Below are 4974 nucleotides of genomic sequence, written 5' to 3'. Positions count from 1 at the left end.
ACGGTAGGATTTGTGACTGCACAGTTTGCGATCACCCCGGCCCCAACCACAATAACTCTGGCAAACTCACTGGCAAATTGTAGTGGCGGACAAGTGACGCTTACTGCAACTGTAAATACGGTTAACTCAGGCATTCAATCTGAAGTAAATACCAAAGGCGGTACAGTAACCTTTAAAAATGGCACCACCACAATTGGAACAGTAAGCGCAGCTTCTGTCACAGGAGGTGTATTCTCAGGATCATTCTCTATCAGCCTTACGCCTGGTGCAACCTATAACATCTCAGCTGAGTTTGTTCCTAATTCTGGAAACCTAACAGGTTCGCAAACGACCTCTTTGGCTCAATTGACAGTGCTTCAGGCATTCATTAGTACAAGTGTTCCTAAAAATGCTAATGGTAATGTTGTAATATTTGATGGCGCAGCCACTTCTCTGGGATTACCTTCCAGCACAATATTGACTGCAACTTATCAGCCTTCTACTTATCCAGGAGTAACTTATAAGTGGTATCAAAGAAATGTCGGAGGTATGTTCTCAATAATTGGTGGAGCTACAGGTTCAACTTATCAAGTATTTGCAAATGGAGATTTTGTCAGAGAATACATGGTTGAATTGATTGTAAATGGAAATTGTGTAGGAAATGCAATCTTTACCAAGGTTATCTCCGTCGAAGCCTCTTGTGGAAAAGCAGGACAGAACAAAGTTCAGGTTTGCCATGTAACACCTAACGGTAAGCGAAATTCAATCTGTGTCAGTGCTAACGCTGTCGAAGCTTTACTCAAAGGAAGCCCAAGATCTTATGTAGGAAGCTGTAATATTTCATACAGAGCAGAACAAGATCCTGAATTGATCACAGTGGCATGGAACACTCCAATAGAACTCATCAAAGGTGAGATTGTGAAACAAAGTGAGAAGTGGTTCAACCGTAAGAAAATCAACATGAACATTTCTACTGAAGCTTACAACCCGCTTCAGCCAGGTTTGTATACCTTGACTGCAGAGTTGGAAGCAAACGACTTCTACGAACTTGAAGAGCCAATCTCAGTAAATGTCCTAGTCTTGGACAAACCACAGGCGCTTGATATCACGATCAGCAATGATAAGGTAGCCAAGGATGCAAGATCCGGACAGGTAATCGGTACGCTGAGCACTATCGATCCGGTTGACGCTATCCATACCTACCAAATCGCTGACAATGCAAATCTGACACTCGATGGTGACAAGGTGATCTGGACAGGAACTTCGGTACCTGCACAGTTGATGCTGACAGTATTCAGCACCGACCGGGCCGGTCAGACTATCAGCAGAGAGATCAAACTCAGAAAAGAGTTGAAGCCAGGTGAGTTCTTTATGTATCCTAACCCAGCTACCACCGAAACCAACATCATGTTGGATCTGGATGAAAGCACTACCGTTGCATTCCAAGTGTATGATGCGATTGGCAGACTGGTGATCCAGGATGAGGTGTACAAAGAAGGAAGCTTCACCCATACCATTAAGGTGGATGGATTGGCTCCGGGCATGTACACGGTACAGCTGAAAGTTGGAAATATGGTAATGACCAAGCGACTGATTAAAAAGTAATCGCTCGAATCATTTAAAAACAAAGAATCCCGCTTCGAATGAGGCGGGATTTTTTTTTCGAAAGTCTATTGCTCACAGGTTTACACAGATTTTGGCCACGAAGGCTCAAAGGTGCAAAGTCTCTCAGTGATTAATAATTCTTTACCATGAATGCACAAAGGCTAAGAACCTTAAAAAGCGAACTTCAACACTCTGAGATCACAATCAAGGTTTTTAGTGTCCATCTCTTCAGTGGTTCTTTTATGATTCGATTCCTCAAAAATAATCCACAGTCTGCGGTGGAAATTATAGTGGATAAAAAGCTCACAGACTCCACAGATTTTGGTCAAGAAAGCCCAGAAAACTAAAGCCCAAAAAGTGAAGCTTTCGTTGTACTCTCAAAATGGATAAAGTTATCCTTAACCTCAGAGAAACTTTCCAAAAACTGATTCCTCCAGAATAAAATCTCCGTGTTTCTTTGTGGTTAAAAAATTCTTTGCGGTGAACTACCCATCCAGCTCACTTCCCAAAAACCTCCTTAATCGCCTCCAAATAACTGAACCCATGTCCTTCAGTCGGCTCAATGTAGTTTCCTTCCAAGTATTCATTCCAACAACAGATCATTACCGTATTCCCATTGCTTGGGCGGTATTTTCTGGAAACCTGTTGTGCTTCTTTAAGCTTGGCCGTAAATGAGGACTTGTCGCTGTGAACAAAGTCCTTGTATGGTTCAGACGGAAATCCTGAAGCTTGAGGCCAAGTACCACCTGCAGGTCGCATATCCCAACCCATGGCCACAGGAACCTGATATTCAAAATTTAAATCAGCTTTGAACTGTTCGCTCCACATCTTCCAATGGCTTCGATAGGTTTCCCGCATATCTACATAGGAGCGATTATCTTTTTCAAAGAAATTGTGATAAACATAAGATGTCATTCCCTCAAAGCCCATATTCTTTAATCTAGGCACATATTCCTGTAAAAGCTGTTTTTTTTGGTAGTCTCCGCCTTCCCAAGGGCGTTTGGCGTTTTTGGCTTTCCAAAGGGTGGGAAGTCCATATTGCCGTTCTTTTTCCAGCATGGGACCTGCCATTACGGCAAGGAATTTAATCCCTTCCAAACCAGCCTTCTTTGCGGTTTCCTGAGATAAGTTGAGCAAATCAGTTAATGTCAAACCGTAAAAAGCGGCCCTGGCTTCAGCATCCTGTGGAAAATAAAAGTACACCACCGGTCTTCCATCCGAGCTTTTTAGGTAATCCGCTCTACTGAAATATTGGTCAATCCAAAGCTGGGTGATTTTTTCATGAACCTGTAGATAAAGTGCCTTGTCAGGTTTTTCGCCTGGGTAATTTGCTTTTCGGGCAAGTTCATCAGGCGAACCGATTTTTAACCAAAGCTTCCAGCGTTCATCGCTGTCATCGCACCAATTGATCGCAAATTTCATTTGCTCTTCTTTGGGCAGTTTGGCGTTTTCCGACAAAAGTACCTCCAGCTGATCACCCCATTCCACCAAACCGGGAATTGCTACCCGCCCGTCTCGATTGGGATCAATCTTGGCACCTTTGGGGTAATAGATTTTCGATTGAGGTCCAAAGTTCAGGTGGTAATAATAATGCCTTCCAAAAAACCAGTTGTAAGCAAAGAAATCGATGCCGTATTGTTTCATGTATTGAAGTTGTTTTTTTGCAACTTCCGGATCAGTTCGATTATAAAAGCCCTTCAATTCTTTGATCGGTTTTCTATCCAAAAAGGGCCCTTCATAAGGATAACGTGCATTATAGATCCTTCCTCTCGGACCCCAAATACCGAGATTTTGAAGGTTGGAGCAGTCTTTTGGGTTTTGAAGACAGGACCAGAAGCTGTCTCGATCCACAGCTGGATCTGCAGCGGTATTCCAGGACGGCATAATATAAACACCGACTATTTCTTTGTCCTGAATGGCTTGGGAAGATGCCGAAAAACTCTTGATACCTGCGGGTTGAGAGATAGAAACCACCTTGGTCTTTTGCTCACAACTTCCAGCAAAAAGTGAAAAAGCAAAGACTGTAAACAAGCGTTTTACGTGATTCATTTTTAAGAATTTAACCAGGCTATCAGAGAAAGTGATTTTTTTCTGATTTACTTCAATGTAGACTTTTCTTCCAAATCTCTATTCCCCGATAGGGAGGGAAAATCCGCTCAAAATCGAGCTGATAACTTAGCAGAGGCTCAAACCCACATTTTTCATAGAATCTCTTGGCTTGGGGTTGGCATTCCATCACTTCGAGCCACATGGAATTCAGATCGTTTTCTTTTGCAATTTTTTCGCAGTGATCCATCAGGATCCTTGCGATTCCTTTGCCATGAACTTCAGGATGGAGGTAAAGTCGATGGAGCTTCATTGCATTGGGTATTTCCAATTCCCTGGGAGAAAGTGGAAAGTCATACTTGAGTATACCAATTTTTTCACCTCCCAATTCAACAAAGAAATAGTGGCTTGTAGGTCGCTTGAGATCTTTGTAAAGCGTATGCCGATTATAGATCAAATTAACATACCAATCGCCTTGATCTTCCCAGATATACCGATAGCCTGATCGGTACACTTCGTCCATCAATTGATATAGGGCCGGTTGATCTTCAGCTTGAATAGCCGTCAAAACTAGGTTTGAGTGGTAATCAAGGGTGATATTCATCCCCGAAAATAGGAAAACCTATTTGAATTTTTCCATCAAATCATCGGTCAAATCATCGGAATATACTCCATATGAATTAACGACGACACCTTTTAATTTTCCGTCAAGGGAGGAGATAGCAAACAAAATTGCTTCATCTGATGGGTCTGTGTTTCCTTCAAATCTGAATGTCTGATCCACTTCAAATTGAGAAGGGAGTAAGCAGACATCTCCGCAAATCAAGCTGTCAAATCGGATATTGAAATCCTCGATGTATCCTTCTTTTCTGAGATTTTCGAGTGTTTCTACCAGTGTGGTTTCGTAGTGTTGCATAGAGTTAAAAATTTGTTTCTATAGTTTACGAGGCTGGGGCAAGAAAGTGCTATTTATAAAAACCTTTTGCCACAAGGACGCGAAAAGGAGCAAAGGGTTTTTACCACGGAGAACACTGAGAAAAGCTAAAGCTTTTTGGATTTTCGCTACAAAGATTGAAAAAGAAAATTCTCCCGCAGATTAGCACAGAAAAATTCACAGATAAACACAGATTTTTTCTGCTTGCTTTTCCAAGTCAATAAAGCGAAGCGCATACTCTGTGACCTCAAAAAAGGCAACTAGAGCACTGAATGAATGAGGTTCTTTTTACTTTTAACTTCACAAAACTTTTCTCTTAGAGAACTCTGTGGTAAAAATTTTCCTTTGCGAAAACCTTTGCGTTCATGGCGGCTCTGCGGTTTAAAAATAAAAAACTCTCCCGCAGATTA

4 protein-coding genes are annotated in these 4974 nt (G+C 41.9%); 1 reads left to right on the top strand and 3 read right to left on the bottom strand.

Annotated elements, in window-relative coordinates; translation table 11 throughout:
• The coding region (locus BLQ81_RS21690) for a T9SS type A sorting domain-containing protein (protein ID WP_139183711.1) at nucleotides 1–1584 on the top strand (1584 nt) is incomplete at its 5' end.
• A gap of 498 nt (nucleotides 1585–2082) precedes the next feature.
• Here BLQ81_RS21690 and BLQ81_RS21680 read toward each other — a convergent pair.
• From BLQ81_RS21680 to BLQ81_RS21670, 3 genes are read right to left on the bottom strand one after another with little or no spacing between them, the layout of a single operon-like run.
• On the bottom strand, nucleotides 2083–3633 hold the full coding sequence (locus BLQ81_RS21680; RefSeq protein WP_092735199.1) for a glycoside hydrolase family 99-like domain-containing protein: 1551 nt from the start codon (nucleotides 3631–3633) through the stop codon (nucleotides 2083–2085).
• Nucleotides 3634–3685: 52 nt separating this feature from the next.
• Entirely contained in the window at nucleotides 3686–4234 is a 549-nt protein-coding gene (locus BLQ81_RS21675) for a GNAT family N-acetyltransferase (protein ID WP_092735196.1), read from the bottom strand.
• A gap of 18 nt (nucleotides 4235–4252) precedes the next feature.
• A complete protein-coding gene (locus tag BLQ81_RS21670) occupies nucleotides 4253–4546 on the bottom strand; it encodes a hypothetical protein (RefSeq protein WP_092735193.1) in 294 nt (97 codons plus the stop codon).
• Between the last annotated feature and the right edge of the window lie 428 nt (nucleotides 4547–4974).

The sequence above is a fragment of the Algoriphagus alkaliphilus genome (genome assembly GCF_900103735.1).
Lineage (GTDB): Bacteria > Bacteroidota > Bacteroidia > Cytophagales > Cyclobacteriaceae > Algoriphagus > Algoriphagus alkaliphilus.
This window is presented reverse-complemented; position numbering and strand designations above follow the sequence as displayed.